The organism is Burkholderia sp. Bmkn7, assembly GCF_041103175.1.
In the GTDB taxonomy this organism is placed as follows: domain Bacteria; phylum Pseudomonadota; class Gammaproteobacteria; order Burkholderiales; family Burkholderiaceae; genus Burkholderia; species Burkholderia cepacia.
In genome coordinates this window covers 1,837,495-1,857,629 of the sequence record NZ_JBGCUH010000003.1, presented here as the reverse complement: position 1 = coordinate 1,857,629, position 20,135 = coordinate 1,837,495, and the positions used below count along the sequence as shown (strand labels likewise).

Here is a 20,135-nt window from a genome sequence, read left to right as displayed (position 1 = left end):
CGGATCAACAAACAGACGAAAGGAACGGAAGACGCGCTCGCCCGATTCTGATCGGTCATATTGATGGGAGCACGAACCGGGGGCGGCGAACCAACTTCAGGCCAGGCCCAAACCGGACGGAACAGCACGGCTCAACGACGGAACCGCGTGACTGAGCGCCATATTACGCAAAATTGCCCAGTGCGTAAAGATGAGCCGAACCGGGCTGCCGCCAGCGCGCCGAATCCGCTCCGGCCCCGCTTCAACGGGTGGCCGCTCCGCGCGCGAGAAAGCTGCGCAGCCGCTCGACGCCCGCGTCGAGTCGTGCCGGATCGCATGCGTAGCACCAGCGCACGAACCCTTCGCCTTCCGGACCGAATGCGCGCCCGGGCGCAAGGCCGAGCCCCGCTTCACGCACCAGCGTCTTGCAGAACGCCAGACTGTCGGCTGCGCCCGGCAGGCGCAGGAACAGGTACATCGCGCCCGGCGGCGGCGGCACCTCGACGCCCGGCAGCGTGCGCAGCGCGGCAACCAGGTGATCGCGCGCATCACGCAGCGCCGAGACGAACGACCGCACGAACGGCTCGCCATCGCGCAGCGCGACCTCACCCGCGGCCTGCACGAAACCCGGCGCGCACGACGTGTTGTATTCGACGAGCTTCGACAGGTCGCCCATCACCGCTGCCGGCGCGATGAGCCATCCCAGGCGCCAGCCCGTCATTGCCCACGCTTTCGAAAACGAATTCACGACAACGACCCGCTCGTCGCGCGACGCAATGTCGAGGAACGACGGCGCGCCGTCCGCACCGAACGCAAGCCGCTCGTACACCTCGTCGGCAACCAGCCAGATGCCGTGGCGGCGGCAATGGGCGAGCACGGCCTGCTGGTCGTCACGCGACATCGTCCAGCCGGTCGGATTGTTCGGCGAGTTGATCAGCAGCATCCGCGTATCGGGCGTCAGCGCCGCAAGCAGCCGCCCGATCTCGAGCTGCCAGCCTGCCTCGCCATAGCCGAGCGGTACGCATTCGACCCGCGCACCAAGAATCTTCGGAATCTCGACGAGATTCGGCCACAGCGGCGTAACCGCGACGACGCGCTCGCCCGGACCGACCAGCAACTGCGCGGCCAGCATCAGCGCGCTCACGCCCGAACTCGTCACGGCCACGGTGTCGGCCGCCGTCGCACCGTGACGGGCGCTGACGTAGGCCGCAATCGCGTCGCGCAGCGGCGCGGCACCGAGGTTGTGCGTGTAGAAGGTTTCACCGTCGCGCAGCGCCGCCGTCGCAGCGTCGCGGATGAAGTCCGGCGTCACGCGATCGGATTCGCCGAACCAGAACGGCAGCATGTCCGGCACGCCGAAGCCGGCGTTTGCCACTTCCCGGATCAGCGACGGACGCAGCGCGTGCACCACATCGCGCGCCGCCAGCGCGCCAGACACCGAAAGAGAATCTGCAGAATGCGCCATCGAGCACCACCATCGAGGAACACGATCCGCGTAGTGTACCGGCCCCAAGCCGGACCGGCGCACGTCGGTGCGCGTCAGTCGAGGTCCTCCGCCCTCGCCGGCATCTGCCGCACAAGCTCCCAGATCGCCTGAGCGGCAGGCGACAACGACCTGTCGCGGCGGCGCACCAGCTCGACCGTGCGTTCGGTGCGCGGCGTGAGCGGCCGCGCGACGAGCGTCGAGCCGGCCGGCAGCGGCAGCGACAACCACGGCTGCACACTCACACCGACGCCGGCCTCGACGAGGCCGAACACGGTCGCCGAATGCCCGAGCTCCTGCATGACCGTCGCGTTGACACGGTGGGCGGCCAGTGCGGCATCGATCAGCGGCCGGCTTCCCGACGCATGATCGAGGAGCACGAGGCGCTCGCCGTCCAGCGCCGTCCAGGGCACCTCGGCACGCGCCGCGAGCGGATGGTCGGCACGCGCGACAAGGCAGAACGAATCGGTCATCAGCGGTTCGCAGACGAGATCGCCAACCGCGAGCGGCCCGATCACGACGCCGAAATCGACCTCGCTCGACTTCACCTTGCGCAACACGTCGCTCTGCACGTCGTCGCGCAAGCCCAGCGTCACGAACGGGAACTGGCGCTCGCACGACGCAACCACGCGCGGCATCAGCCGGCATGCGATCGTCGGGCTGGCCGCGACAATCACCCGACCCCGGCGCTGCTCGCCGATTTCGCGAATCTCGCGCAGCGTGTCGTCGAGATCGTCGAGCAGACGAGACACACTCGCGATCAGGTTCGCGCCGACATCGGTCAGCTGCACGTCACGCGTCGTCCGGTCGATCAGCTTCAACCCGAGCTCGGCCTCGAGCTCGCGCACGCAGCGGCTGACCGCGGACTGCGTGAGCCCGATTTCATCGCCCGCGCGACTGAAGCTCCTGAGCCGCGCGACCTCGATGAAGACGCGAAGCTGGCGCAGCGTGACGTTCATTTCCCGACCTCATCAATCGTCCATATCGATGCGCGATTTTAATGCGCGATTCCGGTGTCGATATGCGAATCAGGCATCTGCCCCATGTTTCGCTGCGGTGCAATACCGATGCGAACGCACGCGGTGCGGGCGAACTGCACAAGATTGGTGATTGTCCCGATTTGCTGGCGGGTTATTTTGGCGTCTTATACGCCCCTAGCTGACTTAGCCGTTAGCTCGCTGCCAAGCGGCTCTCGAGGGAATTACCTCCGACATGGCACGCTTCGTGCATCACCTGGCGCACAGGGCGCAGGTTTCGTCGGACGGAAGAGCAGAAACGCCGCTGCCGGCCAACCGGACGCCCCCACCCGGCACTCGACGATCGAGTGCTTGAAGAGTGCGCGGCGCAGGGCAGCGCACCGGAGTTAGCTTCGCTGAGGTGAGGACATGATGCTGTTCGACGATTTGAGAGATAACGAGTGGGCGCTGGTCGAAGGTCTGTTTTGCTCGGAACCCGCACGGAGTGAGCGGCGCGGCCGCCCCCGTGTGGAAGCCCGCTCGGTGGTGAACGCCGTGCTGTGGGTGCTGTCGACGGGCGAAGGCTGGTCGAAGCTGCCGGGCCGCTATCCGTCACCGCCGACTTGCCGCCGTCGCTTCGACGAATGGCAGGCGGACGGCACGCTCGCCGAAATCGTGAAGCGACTCGGCACGAGCGGCCGGCAGATCTCCCTGCGCGGGCGCATCGGCGCGAGTGCTGCGAAGCCGCCCGCCCCGCCGAGCCGCGACCGGCTGCGTGGCGCCTTCTGGACCAATCCGGAATCCTGGCGCGCGCCCGTCAAGATGGCGTAACGAATGCTCGATCGGGCGGCTTCGGCCGCCCGGTTTCTTTCCGCGACGCGATCTGTTCGCGACGCCTGCGGTGCCGTCGATTACCGTTGTCGTGGCGCGATACATCTATTTACCAATATTTACAGCAAGCCTGCACTCCCACGCTTACCTTAGCGACATATCAACAAGCCGCGTGGCTTGAAGGGAGCCCCGCCATGAAACCAATGTCACTGCTCGTTGCATGCGGCATTGTCATTTCCCTGGCGTTGTCCGCTCCAGCCCGCGCCGACGATCGCGCGAAACCGCCCCATCGCCAGCAGGATCACCGGAACACGCTCCGCCAGCCACCCTCGGCCAATCCGTCCGGCCGGCAGACCGTGCCGCGTGGCGACCTGCGCGGCGACATCGCCAGCAATGCGCGAGCGCGCATCGGCTCGCAGCCGTCGGACGTACCGCGTCATCCGTAGTCCTGCCAATGTCAGGATTCACCAAAGAAAATGCCCGCTGCCGGGAACTGCGCCGCATGCGGCGAGTCACAACGTTGCCATGAGCACAGCGTGGCAACAGCAAAAGTATCCGGTACGCCCGTATCCTCGCGATACGGGCTTTTTTTATCGCCTGCCGCGCGGGCGATACGTGCGGAGAAATGATCGGCCGCTACAGGCGGCTTTCGAGAATCGCCACGGCACTCGCTTCGCTCAATGCGTAGTCGGCCATGCGGCGATCGGTCCAGGAAAGTAATTTCTCGTCGCGCTCGAGGCGCGAGAACTCGGCTCGGCCGCTTTCGGTCAGCACGGCAATGTCGACCGGTGCGTGAAAGCCCGGCGCAGGGGCTACGGTTTTCTGCCTGACCGTGTCCATCAGCCCAAGCGAACGGAGATACTCGAACACGCCCGGGCGGCGTGCCCACGGTACCTGGCGGTACTGCACTCGTCTCAATGCGTCGAGCACCGCTTCGTTGGAATACGTGGCCATCTCGATTCTTTCTTAAAGTGCAGCGACAATGCGAAGCGGCGCGCCGGGCGGGGTCTCCGCCCGCCGATACCGCCACCGATTCTGGAGGCCGACGTTCGGCGTCGCGTCAGGGCCGGATCGTCAGCCGTCCATAAAAAGACACCATACCCCAATCAAATTGATTCTGTTCGATTCATTTGTACTTCTCTTCATCTGTTTCATGCTCTGCCGCAAGCGGCGGCAAATCATCTCGATGGCCGCCGTTGCGCTGCTCTGGCTGCTCGCGACAGGCTGGCTCACCGCGCCGCTGATCGCGTGGACCGAAGCGGGAGTCGTACCTGTCGAGCACCCGGACATGCATGGGCGGACCACACTGATTCTCATCGGCGCCGGAACACGGCGCACCGATGCCGGGCTGCAGCCCCCGCCTGACGGAGCCGCCCGCATCCACAAGGTCGCGGCGCTCTACCACGCGTGCCGGCAGCAGGCCGCACACTGCACCGTGGTGATGTCGGGCGGCGACCCGCAGCATCACGGAGAAACCGAAGCGGCCGTCTACGGGCGCCAGCTCGTCGCCGAAGGCGTCGCTCCCGCGGACCTCACTCTGGAACCAGATAGCCGCACAACCTACGAAAACGCGAAATTCACCGCTCCTATACTACGCTCACAGCATGACGACGCGCGCATTCTCGTCACTTCGTCATATCAGATGCGTCGCGCATTGCTCGATTTCCGCCACTTCGGGATCGACCCGCAGCCCGTTTATGCGAACCGCCGACGCGCGCAAACGGGCTGGCTGCCGCGCTGGCGCAACCTGGCCAACGCCGAACAGGCGCTGCATGAACTGGTCGGCATCGCGCAGTTCCACGTCTATCGATGGCTCGGGTGGTTCTGACTGACGGCTGCGGGAAATCCGAGCGGGAATGATTGCGCCGACGACGATGGCAGGCGCGTGACGAAGTGTGCGAAGTGTTGCGCGACTTCAACGGGGCCTTGCGTCCCGCCGCGATCCGATGCACATTGATCCGTCACTTTTGTTACACTCGACACGCACTCGATTGCAGTCGCCAGACAAAACGGCAACACTCGGGTTCATCACCACTTAGCGGAGGTAAAGCAATGAAGAAGACGTCCCTGGCTATCCTGGTAGCGATGTCGGCGCTGACTGGCGCAGCGTATGCGCAAGAGAGCACGGAAATCAAGACGATTACCGATCCGGCCAAGATCTCCGAGATCGAGCAGCGCGCGCAGGCGCTGCAGCAGCAGCAAGCGGCCGAAGCCGCACAGCCGGCGATGCAGGAAGAGCATCACCACGGCAAGAAGGCTGCTCACCACAAGGCTGCCGCGAAGAAGGCCGGCAAGAAGGCTGCCAAGGCCGCAGACGCTGCCAGCCAGTAAGTTCGGCGGTACCGCACAAGAAAAAGCCGAATCCGGGCAACCGGGTTCGGCTTTTTTGATTGCGGCGCGCGTGCGCTGTGCTAAAGTCGCGCACCGAATTTTTCCACCCGTGCGCACCCCGGTGCGGAGGACAGCATGAGCAACATTCAACTCGACATCGAGTGGACCGAAGCCGCCACTCGCCAGATCAAGCAACTGATGCCCCGCGGCTCGGCCGACGCGTTCCTCGCGCTGCCGCCGATCGAGTGCCTGCCGATGGAGGGCGACGTGCTCTTCCTCGGCCCGCAAGGCAAACAGCAACCGTTCATCGTCGCCGAGCGCCAGTATCATCACGACGGCGACGCCGACTGGACGATCATCCTGATCCTCGACGTCCCCAACACGTCGCACTGACGCACCCCGCGACCGGACACGTCCGGTCGCTCCACCCGGCTCAAACGAGCTTCGACAGCACGCGGATTTCGGAACGCTCGATCCAGTCCGCGGCCGCTTCGCGATAAGCCAGAATGTGCGCGGAACGCGCATGGGCAGCAAGCGCCTCCTCGCTTTCCCAACGCTCGATGAATACGAACCGCGCGGGCTCCTTCAGATCCCGATGCAGGTCGTACTGCAGCGCGCCTGCTTCGTTGCGGGTCGGCTCGACGATCCCTTCGAGCTGGACGCGCAACTTTTCCTCGGCGCCCGGCTTCGCCACGATCAGCGCCACGACTGCAATTTCCGCCATTCCACCCTCTCATCTGGAAAAGTCCGAGAATACGCGAATCGTGTACCGGCTGCGCCGGCACGGCCCCAGACGACGGCCAAAAAAATAGCCCGCGCTTCAGAGAAGCGCGGGCGAAACCGTCGCCCTACGAGGATAGGCGACGGGGCCATCGGGATCCACACGCTGGCGCGGATCATCATCAGTTGTGCCGACACTTGTCGCATCGGCATTCGAAGACGTCGATACCGTTGATCGGGCGCTCGCGGCGCACCCCCGGTATCTGACGCCATCCTCCCTGTTTCAACGATTCCAACATATAAAGCAGGTTGCGTGCCAGCCATCACACACGAACCACCTCATTGATTTATAAGGACAAAATTTATCCGGACGACGATGCTGCATGTGTTCTGCCGCCGTAACACGCGGATGTTACGTAACGTCACGAGAAGGGACCGACCACCCTTCTCATGTGTGCGCGGCGAGCGGCCATGAAAAAGCCCGCCATGTGGCGGGCTTTTCATTGGTGCGGAGAAACGGCGGAAATCAGCGGAGCTGATTCACGAGCAACCCCATGATCTGGCGAGCCGGCGACGATGTGTCGATCGCACCCGAATCGTCAACGACCGCCACGCGTGTCTGGTCGGCCGTGAGCGCCTTCACGTTGACACGGTACTGCTTCGCCTGCTTTTCCTTCTTGCCGTGGAACAGCTGGCTCCAGAAGCCCTGTTCGGCCGAAGTCAGATCCTTGGGATCGACATAACGCACGAAATACAGGCCCTTCGTGCGATCGCGATCGTCGACCGTGAAGTTCGCACGATCGAGCGCGAGACCGACGTGCAACCACGACCGGTCGTACGGCTCGCCAAGCGTGACTTCCGACGGCACGGCCGCGTCGGCCGTATCGTTGCCTTGCGCCGACGTGCGGGAGACGTTTTGCGCGGCAATCGCGGCGGCCGCCTTCGACGACGCGTCGGTGTCCGCCTTCTTGTCCTTCGGGATCGTGTTGTCCTTGATGTTCGCGATCGGCGGCTCGCCGTTCTTCGCGCGTTGCTCGTTCTGGGCGAGCACGGCCATCAACCGCTTCAGGTATTCGGTCTCGAGCGCCGGATCGTTCGGCTTCGGTTCCCACTTGCTCGAATCGTTGTTCGCGCCCGTGATCGCCTCACGCATCCCCTTCTGGCTGATGAACACGTAGGTGCCGCCATTCGGCGCCGAATCGAGACGCGTACGGTACTTGTTGCGCTCGGCCGTCACGTACGAGTTGCCCATCGCCTTCGAGATCACGCTGCGGATCAGGCCGTCGTTGATCTGCGGATGGGTTTCGTTCCAGTCGGTTTCCATCACGCCCTTGTCGCGCTGGTCGACGACGAGCAGGAAACCCTGCTCCTGCCAGAAGCGGCGAACCTGCGTCCAGACGTCGGCCGGCTGCTTGCCGTCGATCACGAGCCAGCTCTCGGTGCCGTCGCGCTGGATATGCATGCCGGCCACGGCCGGAGCAACGGTGTCCAGCGCAGGTGCCGCCTGCTGGACCTGCTGAAGCGCGGACAGGGAAGTCGCGCCGCCCTGGGGCGGCAGCGAACGCTGATCGGCCGTCTCGTCGAGCATGTTGGGCGGCACTGCGAGCGACGCTTCCTTCGATTTCGAATCGCTCTTGTAGTCCACTTTCGTGGGCGACGACGTACCGCAACCGGCGACGAGCGCGCCGGTGGCGAGCACTGCAGCGAACCGCATGGTAAGACGAAGATCAGTCATGTTCGGGGAATCCTCTTCCGCTAAATCACGGCGCTTTCCGTGGATCAACCTTGCATTTTACCGGGGCCGCGCCGCGATGTGCAAAAAAGCGACCGGCAAGAAAAAACCCGCGTCAGCCCAAGCTGACGCGGGTTCTTGTCTGGTCGGGGCGAGAGGATTTGAACCTCTTCGAACCCTCGGTGGAATAAGGCTTTCCGGGGTAGCGTGTCGGTCAAAACCGCCGCGCCGATTGACACAAAATTCGAGGCAGTGTGGCACGAGCAAGCACATACACCCCGTGGCGGCCACCTTGCGCGTTTCAAGGAGTGTTCGCCATCCGATGGGCGAGGCGCCCGGTTCACGCCCCTTAAGAGTCCCCACGCGCAAACAACGTCGAGAAAAAACAGGGCCCCTACGTGTGCGAACCAAACTGAAGACCGTCAATCGTTCGGCGCTGGCTGCGCGATCAGGACCGCACCGCAAGTTGTTTTATGACCCTCCAGCGCCATCGGCTGCCCAAAATCCTGACACCCGGCCATCCCTTCAGCAATTTCAAACAGATGCGGCGCACAAAGTGGGCAAGTCACTTGATCCCCCTTGCGGGCAATTGGAACCTTCGACGTGCCCCATGTTGAAGACGGACTACCCGAAATCACTTTACCGCCGTGGCTCGTCGCATCACCAACCACAATTTGCGCTCGCCCGTGCAAGTTTGCTCGTTGCATCGATTGCCCCCGGATCAATGAGCAGCAGCCTTAGCCGAGAAGTCCGGAGCCTCGAACGGCGGAGCCTGATACGTCGTATCGATCGTGTAGCCCTGGGCCTTCAGTTCAGCCTCGCGCTTCGATCGCTCCTCCACCGCCGGCTTCAGTTCATCGGACAGATATTTTTCCCAGTGCCTCCTACGTTCAATACTGTCTGAAAAATATGGGCTGTAATTGTCGGATGCGGTACTAATCTGAACATCAGATAAATAATATCCCATACCATCAGCCCCAGATGACTGATATGATACCGACAAGGTTAGAAATATACCATCCGCATAAAAATACCATCTCGGCTCAACAGCCATCAAACCCTTCCATTCCTCCACGCTTGGCGTATAGGTTGAATCTATCGAGTAAAGAGCACCAGACTTTGTTAATGCGTAAGACGTGGCCTCCTTTCCAATCAGACGAGGATCTGAAGTGTCTATGTATCGCACCCACCCCGCGGATCGCAATCTACCAAGCAGGGCAGCGATCTTATCTCGGGCCTCTTCATATGAGATTATTCGCGACGAAGACGGATTAAAACTAACATCCCAATTATCAACCCCACCCTCAGAACTATCCTTGTCCCCTAGACCTGTCACGATCAAGGCATTGCCCAGGTCGAAAGAATATTTTCCTTGCACATACTTTACCAACCCAAGCTTATGCGGATCATCCCAATGAGTCTTATATGCATGTACACCAGACGGATGATTCATTAAGGAAAACCCCTGAGCCTCGGCATCTGACTTACCTTCGGCTCCGAACTTGATCGTTACGACTTGAGCCGACATTTTCTCATCCCTCTCATATTGATTGGTCCGTGACGCGATAAACGCAGCACACAGAGCGATCACCGCAAAAAACAACCAGAGTAACTTACTCGATTTTATTGTGATCCACATTGACTTAATCACCCTTCAACCGACCACCCATCCCGACACCCCTCAACTCACCAAGCATATATTCACGCTTTTTGTATCAAGAGGTCAAATAATTTCCCCTTAATCAAAACCATCCGCCGGCGGATAATCCTCAAGAATAAGATCCTTTGGCGCATTCAAGCGATACTGCGCATCAGAAGTTTCATTCTTCGAGACAAAACTCAGTTGCAATGGCGGAATCATGGCATGGACCAGAGAAACGTTGAACCTAAAGTCGACGAATAAAGGCCTTGTCGTTATAGATCAAATCCTGTAGCACCTCGCCGTGCTCATGTTGCGCCATCATCCAAAAACGATTGAATACAAGCGACGCCCTCTTCTTTTCATTTCCACTGCTTCACGAGACCGAATCCGCTGGCTACCGGGGCGTCCATTGAAAGTAGCCATTGCTTGGAGAACCTGGGGCGATGGGTTTGCCGGAGCCGGCATCGTCCATGTTGGCACTGGCTTCGATGTACACGGGACACTTCGGGACGACTTCAGCGGCCCACTGCTGCCGCATCAAATTGTTCTGCACGGCGAGGCAAACTGACGGCTATCGCGCTGTTTCGCACTCTCCTGAAACGTCAAAGGGCCGGCGGCATGACCATAACACCAAGGCAACAGATCATCGTAGATCCAAAGGTTACCTTTAAGTGTCACGAATGGGCGGGCTTGTTCTTGGCCCCGAGAGCAACAACCACCGCTGCCAATCAGCAATGATCTCGTGCACCCTCGCGCCGGCCTCAGCTCGATTGCTTGTCCTGAGGCTTCCCCGGAATGCGTCGGTCTTAGGTTGTCTTGGGATTGCGGAAGTGTTGTTGCAGGTCTTTGGGCACGCCGATCCGGAGGTGGAATACGGACGAGCCGGGGCGCAAATAGACGCCAGTGGGAAGGGTTGCCAAGTCAGTCATCTCCGCATAGTTGCACGGCGGGATCGACACACCAAATTGACACACCCGGAAAAAGGAAAGGCCTGGAAAGCTACGCCAGATAAGGAAACCCTTTACTGACAAGCCTTCCAGGCCTTGATTCCTGGTCGGGGCGAGAGGATTTGAACCTCCGACCACCTGCACCCCATGCAGGTACGCTACCAGGCTGCGCTACGCCCCGAAAGAAAAAAATTATAACAGACAGTTTTCCGATTTAGAACGGGTCACATGCATTTTGTGAACGTTCTTGTGAAATTTTTTGGCGTGACGCCGCCGATGCAGCCAACGACGTGCATGACATGGCGACCTTCGCACCGGCCGCACGGCCCCCGCGCATCGCATTCAGCGCTTGCGCGCGAGACAGATGACCGTCAGGCCGGCGACGCGGTTGAAGCGAAACATCGGCAACTCGATCCGGCAGATCGTCTTGAGCAAGCCGTTGACGTACGGATGGTGACGGCGCAATTGCGACGCCGGCTCGCGCGGATGCCGACGCGCCCGCTCACCCAGCCGCAGCGCTGCCGCAAGCGGAAACGTGAGACCGAAATAATAGGCGCCGTGCTCGACATCGAGCCCCGCGCGGCGCACCACGTCCTCGAGACTGCCGAGCGTATATCGGCGCTTGTGCTCGAGAAAATCGTCATGGCCGCTCCAGAGGAACTGGAACGCGGGAACCGTGATCAGGAACCGGCTTCCGGAAGGCGCGCCCGCCACATAACGTGCGAGTAACCCGACGTCGTCGTCGACATGCTCGAGCACGTCCATCAGCAACACGAGATCGGCATCGAATCGTTCGACGGAGCGCCGAAAGTGGATGGGCTTGCCGGCCGCCTCCGCATCGGTATCGTCGGCGTAGCTCGTATCGACACACCACGCCTCCGACGCCTGCGTACGCTCGAGCAAGTGCTTCGAGAAGAAGCCGGAGCCTGCACCGACATCGAGTATCCGGTTCGCGCCCGATGCACCCAGGAACCGGCGGATCGCACGCGCCTTCGACGCGTAGTACCAGTGATCGCCCACGCCCGCACCCAGTACGTCGACTTCCTTGAGATCCATGACGCTTCCCCGTGATGGCTACTTGTACTTTGGTCGATACAGCCACTGTTGCCGATCTTACCTCGCCGCTGCCACCGATCCTACCCGTCGACGACGCACATCCGCTATCGGTATCCCGCATTCCGCCCTAATCGAAAAGGACGATGGCCGATTCGCCGCAAGTCGCTACCGTGCGCTTACCCGGCGCGAGACCGATGCGCGCGGGCGGTCCGCTCGACTGCATGCCGATCGATCCGGCCTGCCCGGCTTTGCCGCGTCGCGCGCGAGACAAGAGGCGGCGTCGGTCACCACCGCGGTCGCGACCGCTTGCAACCTTCTCCGACAAAGGACTTTGAATGCATCAGAAAAACGAAATTTCACGTCGACATTTTCTCCGGCTGGGTGCCGGCACGATAGGTGCGGCGCTCGGGAGCGCGTCATTTCTGTCGGCATGCGGAGGCGACTCGATTTCGGTCGCGCCGGTCGCGACGCCGCGGCTGGATTCCGCTTCGAATTTTCGCGACACGGCCGGCCCGGACGGAACCGGTTATGTAACGACGAGCGGCGCAAAGATGAAGAAAGGCGTGATCTATCGGTCATCCGCGCTCGCGTTGTCCGCCGCCGACATCGCCACCGTCGGCACGCTCGACATCAGGCAGGTCTGCGACCTGCGCACGCCCGCCGAGATCAAGACGCAACCGGATGCGCCGCTGGCCGGTGCCACATGGCAAAACCTCAACGTGCTCGGAGCCGCCAGCGTCACCCCGATCCCGACGACCGGCGCCACCGCGACAGCGTTCATGTTGAGCATGTATCGTGCGTTCGTCACGTCGGACTCCGCGCATGCCAGCTATCGTGCACTCTTCACCGACTTCGCTGCCTCCGGCGAAAACCTGGTGTTCCACTGCACGGCCGGCAAGGACCGCACCGGCTGGGCCACCGCCATTCTGCACACGATCCTCGGCATCTCCGGGCAGACGATACTCGCCGACTACCTGTTGACCAACGCCTACAGCGCGTCGGAAATCTCTGCGTCGATCGCCCAGGCACAAAAAGCCGGCGGGCAAAATGCGGCAGACATGATGACCGCGCTGCAGGGCGCGCACGCTGACTATCTGCAGGCGGCATTCGATCAGGTCGCCGCGTCGTACGGCTCGATGACGTCGTATATCGCGAACGGCCTGCAACTCGACCAGACGACGCTGAGCACCATCCGGCAGCACATGCTGGTCTGATCCACCCGCGGGCCGCTTCGACGGGGCCGGATCGCATCTGCGCTTCTATCGCAGCGGCCGCTGCACCTCTTATCCGGCGGAACCCTTACCAGCCAAGGCCTGGGCGGGTTTTCCCGGTCGCAACGAAAGCCGCCTGGGGCGGGCCGCGCGAACCAAACGACCGTTTGATACGCGCGCCCGACCACCCCGAATCCATTGTCCCGCAGCATGCTGGCCCACTCTGCCCGGGCGCCCGTTGTTTGGTAACGCCGCTCTAGCGTGCTATGCCACACTGCACGGCATCGACGCTCGCGCCGTGTAGTGCCGCGCACCGCCGTCGATCACGACAAGACATGGAGACAGACGATGCGGAATGCGGTCCGGCGCGGCCATCGCTCGCCTTTGGCAATTTTCGACTGGATTTCCAGCCCGCAACACGCGGCCCGGCCTGTCTCGCCCGGACCATCCCGCGTGTTCGGCTGCGGCATGCTGGCGCTCGCGCTGCTTTGTGCGGGTTGCGCGGAATCGTCGGCGCAGCGTGACGGCAACACGTCGGTCGCGTCGACGAAGATCGAACGCACCAAGGCCGAGCGCCTCGCCCGCGAACAGCAGCTCGCACGTACCGTCCCGTCGCTCGCATCGATCAGCCTGACGCAACCGCGCCAGTTCACGCTGCGCGACTCGGGCCAGAACGGCGCGATGACGTTCCTGCGCGACGTCGATTTCCGTATCGTCAACAACCTCGGCTTCTTCATCCATCAGTTGTCCGCCACGCTCGTGCCGACGCAGGCGGGCGCGCCGATCGTGTTCGACGATCCGACGAGTTTCGAGATCGACGTGCATGAAGGCACGGTCACGCTCGACAACGCGAAGCTGACCGCGCTCTTCAACACCTACATCTTCGGCTACCGCAACGCGCCGCTGCGCAAGCTCGCCGTGTCGGCGGGCGACGGCGTGATTCACCTCCAAGGCGAGATGCAGCGCGACGGCTGGGTGCCGTTCTCGCTGACCGGCACGCTCGCGATCCGCGACGGCAGCCAGCTCGTGTTCCATCCGACGGGGGTGCGCGTATCGGGCATCAACGCGCAGCCGGTGATGCGCGCGGCCAACGTGAAGATGGCCGACTTGCTGAAAGTCCAGACGCCGATCGCGCAACTCGCCGGCGACGATCTCGTGATGTCGGTCGACAAGCTGATGCCGCCGCCGCGCCTGAAACTCACGATCACCGCGGTGCGCGTGACACCGGCCGGCCTCGACCTGAAGCTCGACGACGGCACGCACGCCGGCTTCGCGATGCCTGCGAATGCGCCCCAGCAGGCCATGTACATTCGAGGCGGCGATGTGAAGTTCATGCGCTCGATGCCGATGAACGCGGACATCCTGATCGGCCCGGTCGATCCGGCGAAGCGCGACCAGACTTTCGTGTTCGACCTGTACCACTATCGCGACCAGGTATCGGCCGGCTACTTCAATTTCGACGAAAGCGGTGCGATGGCGATCCGGATGCCTTCGTACACGGGCCCGGCCAGCGGCGCGCTGCTCGGCAACGCGGCCGCGCGCCTGAACGACAGTTTCCTCACCGCGCAGCAGACTGCGCTGCGTGACATACGCCAGCACTGGGAAGCCTACGCACTCGCGGCAAACGCCACTCACCCCGGCATGCAGAAGGTCGCCATGCGGCGCACGTCGACCACGCCATTCAACGAGCGGCACGTGTCGAATCGCAACCCGACGATCCATCTGCGCAACGTCGATTTCAACCTGTCCGGGGATATCGGCTTTCACGTCGAGGATCTCGACGTGGAACTCGTATCGAAGCGGCCCGGCGAACCCGTCGATCTCGACGACCCGAACCAGTACGACATCCGGATTCTCGGCGGCACGGTGGTCGAATCGTGGAAGGCGATGTCCGCGCTCTTCAACAACTATCTGCTCGACTACTCGCCGCGCTCGCTCAACGACCTGCAGCTGAGCGCGGACGGCACGAACCTGCGTGTCCAGGGCGGCATCAAGCTGTGGAACCATGTGCCGGGCGTCTGGCTGCCGACCGACATGAAGGGCTCGCTGTCCGTGCTCGACGACCGGCATCTCGCGTTCAAGCCATCCCAGGTGTCGGTGCTCGGGATTCCGCAGGCTAAGCTGCTGCGTTCGCTCGGCATCGAACTCGCTTCGCTGACGCCGTTGCAGCGTCGCGGCGCTGAACTGCGCGGCGACACGCTCGTGCTCGACCAGTACACCGTGTTCCCGCCCCCCGTGCTGAACGGCAAGCTCGGCCAGGCAACCGTCGAGCGCGACGGGCTGCGCCTCACGTTCAGGCGTCAGGCGGGCTCGCCTGCGCCGCAACGGCCGCAGATCGATGCGCCGAGCTACATGTGGATGGAAGGCGGCGACATGAAGATGTTCAACGTGCTCGAACTGAACGTGCGCGCGCTGATCAGGAATTCGGCCGAGGCCGGCCCAATGCGTTTCGACCTGTACGGCTACCGCAGCCAGGTCGCGCAAGGTTCCGTGCGGATGCTGCCGGACGGCACGCTGGTCGTCGACATGGGCCAAAAGAATCCGCTCGCATCGCGTTGATGTGCATGTAAGACGTGCATGCAAAAAGCCCGGTGGCACGTCGCCAACCGGGCTTTTCATTTCATCCTTCGGACTTCGCGCTCAGTCGTGCTTCAGTCCGTCGATCACGTCGAGCAGCGCCTGCCGCAATGCAATTACGTCGACGGTTGCGCCCGGCTTGCCCGGTGTGCGCGCATCGGCGGCCTGGACCTCCGGCTCGACGGGTGCCGGCGCGGCCCGCTCGCCGCCCGGCGAATCGAGCCGGTTGCGCGCGCCGTTGATCGTGAATCCCTGCTCGTACAACAACTCGCGAATCCGCCGGATCAGCAGCACTTCATGGTGCTGGTAATACCGACGATTACCACGCCGCTTCACCGGCCGCAGTTGAGTAAATTCCTGTTCCCAATAACGCAGCACATGCGGCTTGACCCCGCACAGCTCGCTGACTTCACCGATCGTGAAGTAGCGCTTCGCGGGAATCGGAGGCAAGACGACTTTCTCAACCGTAGTGGTCATCGTCGGTTAACCGTCGGTAAAGGGTGCGCGGCGGCCGCGCGGGGACGTCAGCGCGCGGGGGCTTACTCCGCGCCGTTTTCGACCAGCGCCTTCAGCTTCTGGCTCGCGTGGAAGGTTACCACCCGGCGGGCCGCGATCGGAATCGCCTCGCCCGTCTTCGGATTGCGGCCCGGACGCTGCGGCTTGTCGCGCAGCTGGAAATTACCGAACCCCGACAGCTTGACGCTTTCGCCGTTTTCGAGCGCGTCGCGAATCACCTCGAAAAACGCCTCGACCATGTCCTTCGCTTCACGCTTGTTCAGCCCGACGCTGTCGAACAGCAACTCCGCCAGTTCCGCTTTCGTCAGCGTGGGCGTCTCGGTGGACGCCGGCGCCGAAGCATCGCGGTTCATGGCGCTGCGTTGCGCCGTCAGGAGGGCTTCGAATTCACTCGAGGTCATGTCGTTCATATCTGCCATACAGCGCGTTAAATCAAATTACGATCGGAAAAGACCGCCCGCGAGCGGGCGGACCTCCTCCTTAGCCGCGCAGGCGCGCACCGGCGCGAGCCATCCGCTCGACCAGCGCCTGGATCGCCTGATCGACGACCTCGTCCTGTAGCGTGCCAGCCGCGTCCTGCAGCGTCACGCGGAAGGCAAGGCTCTTCTCGTGCGCGGCAAGGCCACCGGAAGTATTTGATTTTGCACGAAATTCGTCGAAGAGTACAACCTTCTGAACGAATCGGCAGGCCTCTTCGGCAAGCGCCTTCTTCATTTCGTCGAAAAGTGCCTGAACCTCGACCGCCTGATCGACGACAACGGCGATATCGCGACGAACCGGCGGGAATTTCGACACCTCGGTCGGCGTGGGCAACGCACGCGCAATCAGCGCGTCCGCGTCGATTTCGAACATCACCGGAGCGTGCGGCAACTCGTACTTCTGCATCAGGCGCGGGTGCAACTCGCCGATCCAGCCAACCGCACGGCCGTCGACTTCGATGCGCGCGCTGCGCCCCGGATGGAGGGCCGGATGCTCCGCCTTCACGAAGCGTACAGCTGCCGGCGCAAGCAGCGCCTCGAGATCGCCCTTCACGTCGAAGAAATCGACCGCGCGGGTCGTCACGCCCCACTGCTCGTCGAGCACCGGGCCATAAGCAAGCGCACCGACGCGCTTCGGCTGCACGTAGCCCTCGACCGTCAGCTCACCGGCCTTCGCCGACGCATCGGCGAGGAACACGCGGCCAGCCTCGAACACGCGCACGCGATCTGCGCGGCGGTTCAGGTTGTGGCGCAGCACGGAAATCAGGCTGCCGAACAGCGTCGTGCGCATCACCGAGAGCTGGCTCGCGATCGGGTTCAGCAGGCGGATCGGCTGGTCGTTGCCCGCGAAATCCTGCTCCCACTCCGCATCGACGAAGCTGAAGTTGACGGTTTCCGCGTAGTCGCGCGCGGCAAGCGCGTGACGGACATCGTGGATCGAACGCCGCGTCTCGTTGGTCGCGCGCATTTCGCTCGTCGCGACCGGCGGACGCGCCGGGATCTTCTCGAAGCCGTAGATCCGCGCGACCTCCTCGATCAGGTCTTCCTCGATCTCGATGTCGAAGCGATGCGACGGCGGCGTGACGAGGAACGCGTCGTCTTCACGCTCGAACGGCAGGCCGAGGCGCGTGAAGATGCTGGCGATCTCGTCGGCGCCGATCTGCACACCGATGATGCGGTTCGCGCGCGACACGCGCATCTTCACCGGCGCGCGCTGCGGCAGGTTCACGGACTGATCGTCGACCGGACCGGCCTTGCCGCCGCAGATCTCGAGAATCAGTTGCGTAATGCGCTCGACGTGCTCGACGGTCGTCGCGTAATCGACGCCGCGCTCGAAGCGATGGGCCGCATCGGTCGAGAAGTTGTACTTGCGCGCGCGGCCGCGGATGCTGTCCGGCCACCAGAACGCGGCTTCCAGGTAGATGTTGGTCGTATCGAGCGTGACGGCCGTGCTGTCGCCGCCCATGATGCCGGCCAAGCTCTCGACCTGGCGGTCATCCGAAATGACGCCGACCGTTTCGTCGAGTTCGACCGTGTTGCCGTTGAGCAGCTTCAGCGATTCGCCGCGCTTGCCCCAGCGCACCTCGATGCCACCGTGGATCTTGTCGAGATCGAACACGTGCGACGGGCGGCCGAGCTCGAACATCACGTAGTTCGAGATGTCGACGAGCGCCGACACGCTGCGCTGGCCGGAGCGCTCGAGGCGCTCGACCATCCACTGCGGAGTCTTCGCACGCGCGTTCACGCCGCGGATCACACGCCCCGAGAAGCGGCCGCACAGATCGGGAGCGGCGATGCGCACCGGCAGCGTTTCGTCGAGTTCGACGCGCACCGGGCGGATATCGACCGGCGTCAGCGGCGCACCGGTGATCGCGGCCGTCTCGCGCGCAATGCCGAACACGGACAGGCAGTCGGCCTTGTTCGGCGTCAGCTTGATTTCGAAGATCGTGTCGTCGAGATTGAGCGTCTCGCGGATGTCCTGGCCGACCGGCGTATCTTCCGGCAGCACCAGCAGGCCGCTGTGATCCTCGGACAGCTTCAGTTCACGTGCCGAGCACAGCATCCCCTGGCTCTCCACGCCGCGCAGCTTCGACAGCTTGATCGCGAACGGCTTGCCACCCTCTTCCGCCGGCGGCAGTTCCGCGCCGACCAGCGCGACCGGCACCTTGATGCCGGGCGCGACGTTCGGTGCGCCGCAGACGATATTCAGCGTCGCGCCGGTGCCGGCATCGACCTGGCAGACATTGAGCTTGTCCGCATCCGGATGCTTGACGACTTCGAGCACGCGGCCGACGACGATCTTCGACGTCGGCGGCGCAGCCTTGCTCAGCGATTCGACTTCGAGCCCCGCCATCGTCAGCGCGTGCGACAGTTCGTCGGTCGTCAGCTGCGGGTCGACAAAGGTTCTCAACCAGGATTCAGGGAATTGCATGGATGTCTACGTTCGAAACAGGTTAGATCGACGCCCGGGCCCCGCCGGATCGTCCGTCGGGGCGTGCACGGGCACAGGTCGGCGCGGCGCGCGGCGTTACGCGAACTGGCGCAGGAAACGCAGGTCGTTCTCGAAGAACAGCCGGAGATCCTGGACGCCGTAGCGCAGCATCGTCAGGCGCTCGAGGCCGCTGCCGAACGCAAAGCCGATGTAGCGCTCGGGATCGAGGCCCATGTTGCGAATCACGGTCGGATGCACCTGCCCCGAACCGGAAATCTCGAGCCACTTGCCGGCGTTCTTGCCTTGCTCGAACATCATGTCGATCTCGGCCGACGGTTCCGTGAACGGGAAATACGACGGACGGAAGCGCACGAGGATGTCGTCGCGCTCGAAGAATTTTTTCAGGAAGTCGGTATAGACGCCCTTGAGATCGGCGAAGCTGATGTTTTCGTCGATCCACAGCCCCTCGACCTGATTGAACATCGGCGAGTGGGTCGCATCGCTGTCGACGCGATACGTGCGGCCCGGCGCGATCACCTTGATCGGCGGACGGTTCATGCGCGCGTAACGCACCTGCATCGGGCTCGTGTGCGTGCGCAGCAGCAGCTGGCGGCCGTCGGCATCCTTGCCTTCGACGTAGAAGGTGTCCTGCATCGAACGCGCCGGATGGTTCTCCGGACTGTTCAGCGATGTGAAGTTGTACCAGTCGGTCTCGATTTCGGGGCCGTCTGCCACATCGAAGCCGATCGAGCCGAAAATCTGTTCGACACGCTCCCACGTGCGCATCACGGGGTGCAGGCTGCCTGCACCGGCGCCGCGGCCCGGCAACGTCACGTCGATCGACTCGGCTGCGAGGCGCTGGTTCAGCAGCGCGTCGGCCAGTGCCTGACGGCGTGCGGTCAGCGCGGCTTCAACCTGCTGCTTCGCGACGTTGATGCGTGCGCCTTCGGTCTTGCGTGCTTCGGGATCGAGCTTGCCGAGGCCCTTCAGCAACTCGGTCAGCGCACCCGACTTGCCGAGAAATCGTGCTTTCTCGTTTTCGAGCGTGGTGATGTCGGCAGCCTGTTCGAAGGACTGCTGCGCGTCGGCGACAATCTGGTCCAGATCCATAGATCCCATCATTTCCAACGTCATTCGGTCTTGGCGAGCGAAATCGCACACCAAACAAAAAAGGGGCTCGGAAGAGCCCCGTTTTCGCTGCAGCGGCCGAAACTACCGGAGCATCGCTGCAACTAACCACGCAG

18 protein-coding genes, 1 tRNA gene and 1 pseudogene are annotated in these 20,135 nt (G+C 62.9%); 7 read left to right on the top strand and 13 right to left on the bottom strand.

Features of this window, described 5'->3' with window-relative positions; translation table 11 throughout:
- Positions 1-241: 241 nt before the first annotated feature.
- Both AB3K92_RS30140 and AB3K92_RS30135 read right to left on the bottom strand, forming a co-directional pair.
- Positions 242-1,444, bottom strand: a complete 1,203-nt coding sequence (locus AB3K92_RS30140) for a pyridoxal phosphate-dependent aminotransferase (RefSeq protein ID WP_369466473.1) — start codon at positions 1,442-1,444, stop codon at positions 242-244.
- 74 nt (positions 1,445-1,518) lie between these two features.
- Entirely contained in the window at positions 1,519-2,421 is a 903-nt protein-coding gene (locus tag AB3K92_RS30135) for a LysR family transcriptional regulator (RefSeq protein WP_021162406.1), read from the bottom strand.
- A gap of 429 nt (positions 2,422-2,850) precedes the next feature.
- Here AB3K92_RS30135 and AB3K92_RS30130 point away from each other — a divergent pair.
- A pseudogene (locus tag AB3K92_RS30130) lies at positions 2,851-3,237 on the top strand (transposase); the annotation flags it as partial.
- 206 nt (positions 3,238-3,443) lie between these two features.
- The gene (locus tag AB3K92_RS30125) at positions 3,444-3,695 is read left to right on the top strand and encodes a hypothetical protein (protein WP_060056313.1); all 252 of its coding nucleotides are present in this window, start codon (positions 3,444-3,446) and stop codon (positions 3,693-3,695) included.
- 190 nt (positions 3,696-3,885) lie between these two features.
- On the opposite strand, the gene AB3K92_RS30120 is transcribed toward AB3K92_RS30125, so the two are convergent.
- Positions 3,886-4,203 carry a hypothetical protein gene (locus AB3K92_RS30120; RefSeq protein ID WP_011351791.1) on the bottom strand — a complete coding sequence of 106 codons (318 nt, stop codon included), beginning with the start codon at positions 4,201-4,203 and terminating at the stop codon, positions 3,886-3,888.
- Positions 4,204-4,360: 157 nt separating this feature from the next.
- Between AB3K92_RS30120 and AB3K92_RS30115 the strand changes: the two genes are divergently transcribed.
- From AB3K92_RS30115 to AB3K92_RS30105, 3 genes are all read left to right on the top strand, one after another.
- Positions 4,361-5,077: a YdcF family protein gene (locus AB3K92_RS30115; RefSeq protein WP_059855350.1), complete on the top strand. Its 717-nt coding sequence runs from the start codon at positions 4,361-4,363 to the stop codon at positions 5,075-5,077.
- Between the two features lie 224 nt (positions 5,078-5,301).
- Positions 5,302-5,580: a hypothetical protein gene (locus AB3K92_RS30110; protein ID WP_011351789.1), complete on the top strand. Its 279-nt coding sequence runs from the start codon at positions 5,302-5,304 to the stop codon at positions 5,578-5,580.
- Positions 5,581-5,715: 135 nt separating this feature from the next.
- On the top strand, positions 5,716-5,973 hold the full coding sequence (locus tag AB3K92_RS30105) for a hypothetical protein (protein ID WP_021162409.1): 258 nt from the start codon (positions 5,716-5,718) through the stop codon (positions 5,971-5,973).
- 40 nt (positions 5,974-6,013) lie between these two features.
- On the opposite strand, the gene AB3K92_RS30100 is transcribed toward AB3K92_RS30105, so the two are convergent.
- The 6 genes from AB3K92_RS30100 to AB3K92_RS30075 all read right to left on the bottom strand — a co-directional run bounded on the left by AB3K92_RS30100 (position 6,014) and on the right by AB3K92_RS30075 (position 11,677).
- Positions 6,014-6,304, bottom strand: a complete 291-nt coding sequence (locus tag AB3K92_RS30100) for a putative quinol monooxygenase (RefSeq protein WP_021162410.1) — start codon at positions 6,302-6,304, stop codon at positions 6,014-6,016.
- Positions 6,305-6,826: 522 nt separating this feature from the next.
- The gene (bamC, locus tag AB3K92_RS30095; RefSeq protein ID WP_021162411.1) at positions 6,827-8,035 is read right to left on the bottom strand and encodes an outer membrane protein assembly factor BamC; all 1,209 of its coding nucleotides are present in this window, start codon (positions 8,033-8,035) and stop codon (positions 6,827-6,829) included.
- 419 nt (positions 8,036-8,454) lie between these two features.
- Positions 8,455-8,739, bottom strand: coding sequence for a PAAR domain-containing protein (locus AB3K92_RS30090; protein ID WP_113047424.1), 285 nt, complete (start codon positions 8,737-8,739; stop codon positions 8,455-8,457).
- Between the two features lie 14 nt (positions 8,740-8,753).
- Positions 8,754-9,560: a hypothetical protein gene (locus tag AB3K92_RS30085; RefSeq protein ID WP_369466472.1), complete on the bottom strand. Its 807-nt coding sequence runs from the start codon at positions 9,558-9,560 to the stop codon at positions 8,754-8,756.
- A gap of 1,165 nt (positions 9,561-10,725) precedes the next feature.
- Positions 10,726-10,802: transfer RNA gene (locus tag AB3K92_RS30080), tRNA-Pro, on the bottom strand.
- Positions 10,803-10,963: 161 nt separating this feature from the next.
- On the bottom strand, positions 10,964-11,677 hold the full coding sequence (locus tag AB3K92_RS30075) for a class I SAM-dependent methyltransferase (protein WP_369466471.1): 714 nt from the start codon (positions 11,675-11,677) through the stop codon (positions 10,964-10,966).
- Positions 11,678-12,030: 353 nt separating this feature from the next.
- On the opposite strand from AB3K92_RS30075, the gene AB3K92_RS30070 reads away from it, so the two are divergent.
- Both AB3K92_RS30070 and AB3K92_RS30065 read left to right on the top strand, forming a co-directional pair.
- On the top strand, positions 12,031-12,891 hold the full coding sequence (locus AB3K92_RS30070; protein ID WP_369466860.1) for a tyrosine-protein phosphatase: 861 nt from the start codon (positions 12,031-12,033) through the stop codon (positions 12,889-12,891).
- A gap of 345 nt (positions 12,892-13,236) precedes the next feature.
- On the top strand, positions 13,237-15,447 hold the full coding sequence (locus AB3K92_RS30065; RefSeq protein ID WP_369466470.1) for a hypothetical protein: 2,211 nt from the start codon (positions 13,237-13,239) through the stop codon (positions 15,445-15,447).
- An 81-nt stretch (positions 15,448-15,528) separates the two neighbouring features.
- Here AB3K92_RS30065 and AB3K92_RS30060 read toward each other — a convergent pair whose 3' ends face one another.
- The 4 genes from AB3K92_RS30060 to pheS all read right to left on the bottom strand — a co-directional run bounded on the left by AB3K92_RS30060 (position 15,529) and on the right by pheS (position 20,001).
- Positions 15,529-15,942 carry a MerR family transcriptional regulator gene (locus tag AB3K92_RS30060; RefSeq protein WP_369466469.1) on the bottom strand — a complete coding sequence of 138 codons (414 nt, stop codon included), beginning with the start codon at positions 15,940-15,942 and terminating at the stop codon, positions 15,529-15,531.
- A gap of 62 nt (positions 15,943-16,004) precedes the next feature.
- Entirely contained in the window at positions 16,005-16,391 is a 387-nt protein-coding gene (locus AB3K92_RS30055; protein WP_006486093.1) for an integration host factor subunit alpha, read from the bottom strand.
- A gap of 70 nt (positions 16,392-16,461) precedes the next feature.
- Positions 16,462-18,891 carry a phenylalanine--tRNA ligase subunit beta gene (gene pheT, locus AB3K92_RS30050; RefSeq protein WP_369466468.1) on the bottom strand — a complete coding sequence of 810 codons (2,430 nt, stop codon included), beginning with the start codon at positions 18,889-18,891 and terminating at the stop codon, positions 16,462-16,464.
- A gap of 96 nt (positions 18,892-18,987) precedes the next feature.
- A complete protein-coding gene (gene pheS, locus AB3K92_RS30045; RefSeq protein WP_021162419.1) occupies positions 18,988-20,001 on the bottom strand; it encodes a phenylalanine--tRNA ligase subunit alpha in 1,014 nt (337 codons plus the stop codon).
- Between the last annotated feature and the right edge of the window lie 134 nt (positions 20,002-20,135).